This window comes from Pelovirga sp. (assembly GCF_059864205.1).
In genome coordinates, this window is sequence record NZ_JCBCBS010000072.1 from 1 (window position 1) to 1,589 (window position 1,589).

General features: G+C 59.6%; 3 protein-coding genes. All 3 read right to left on the bottom strand.

Features of this window, described 5'->3' with window-relative positions; all coding sequences use genetic code 11:
- The coding region (locus AC6F7T_RS04045) for a cob(I)yrinic acid a,c-diamide adenosyltransferase (protein ID WP_500716714.1) at window positions 1-173 on the bottom strand (173 nt) is incomplete at its 3' end.
- Window positions 174-893 carry a uroporphyrinogen-III C-methyltransferase gene (gene cobA, locus AC6F7T_RS04050; RefSeq protein WP_500716712.1) on the bottom strand — a complete coding sequence of 240 codons (720 nt, stop codon included), beginning with the start codon at window positions 891-893 and terminating at the stop codon, window positions 174-176.
- Between the two features lie 6 nt (window positions 894-899).
- Window positions 900-1,589, bottom strand: a 690-nt coding sequence (locus tag AC6F7T_RS04055) for a sirohydrochlorin cobaltochelatase (protein WP_500716713.1), incomplete at its 5' end; no start/stop codon positions are given.

Here is a 1,589-nt window from a genome sequence, read left to right on the forward strand (position 1 = left end):
CGCTCCTGCAGGTGCTGCAGGGCGGTCCATTCCGACGAATCCCCCTTTTTCAGAAACTGACAGAAGAAGACTTTCCCTCCGACTCCGGCGCAGCGCACTGCCAGCCCTAGCGCTGCCGTGGTCTTGCCTTTGCCGTTACCAGTGTAAATCTGTACATACCCTCGCCCCAGCATCTATATCACCGAGAGCGACGCGACTTCACCGATAATGATGGTGGCCGGATGACTGATCTGCCGGTCGGCGATACAGGACAATATCTCGTCCAGGGTGGTGGAAAAAATCCGCTCCTGCTCGGTTTCCAGACTCTGACCGATCAGCACCGGCGTGGTGGCTGCCATGCCATGCTTGAGCAACTGATTTCGAATGACCGGCATGTTTCTGACCCCCATATAGATGACGATGGTAAAGCCGAGGTTTACCAGGGCGTCCCAGCGGTAGCTGGTTTCCAGGGTGTCAGCCTTGGTGTGGCCGGTGATGAAGACCACCCCCGCTGCGGAGCGGCGATCGGTCAGGGCGCTCTGAACCCTGGCGGCCAGGGATGAGGCCGAGGTGACACCGGGAATGATGGTGACATGGGCACCGACGGCGCGGGCTGTTTCCACTTCCTCCATGGTGCGGGCAAAGACCGATGTGTCGCCACCTTTGAGGCGGACGACGCGCTTGCCCTGCTGCAGTTGCTCAATGATCAGCTCATTGATCTGGGCCTGGGTCCGGCAATGGGCGTCGTAAGGGCGCTTGCCGACATCCATGGCCTCACAGCTGATCTGCTCGCGGATGGCGGGATGAATCAGACGGTCGTAGAGGACGACCTCGGCACGGCGGATCGCTTCGATCCCTGCAAGGGTGATGGACTGTGCGCCCAGACCGGCGCCGACGATAATAAGTTCGCTCATCTTATCTCACAAGTCGATGGCCGCTTGCTGTGCGGCTTGTTTCAGTAAATCCAGAAAAATCGCCCGTACGGCAGGGTTCTGTCCGAGACCTTCGAAGACAGGGGTTACCTGATAGCCATCCTTCTCAAGCAGGGTCAGCCACGAGTCCTCCTCGTCCCCGGCCATGTCATTGCGGGCATGATCCCCGGCTACGTACATCAGCGGCTTTAACAGCACCTTGCGGGTTTCGGCGGCGGCCAGTTTTTCCCGCACGGTTTCAAAGTCGGGCAGCCCTTCCACCAGGCCGATGCAGACGGGAATGCCATATTCACGCCGCAGCAGGATTTCCAGTTCGTAATAGGCGCCCTGGGCCATGTGCTCATTACCGTGACCCATGTAGACCAGGGTGGCATCAGCGGCCCGTGCCGCATCGATATCGGGCTTCAGCGCCCGCACCAGGCCATTGAGCTGGTCGCGATGATCAAAAGCGCCCAGCAGGGGCTTGCCGAGGGCGACTTTTTCGAAGGGTTGCCATTGCGGTTTGCTGGTTCTGATCGCGCCCAGAGCTTCGACATACGCAGCCAGGTCCCGGTACTCCTCGCCGTCAACGATCAGTACCGGCTGGACGACGATTCGCCGATAGCCCTCATTCTGCAGATCGGCCATGGCGCCCAGCACGTTTTTGACGGTATAAATCTGTTTGGGAATGGCCGGATG

What these genes read in the sequence shown, in the direction of transcription:
- cobA (WP_500716712.1), bottom strand. Translation starts at nt 893, where the DNA reads ATGAGCGAACTTATTATCGTCGGCGCCGGTCTGGGCGCACAGTCCATC.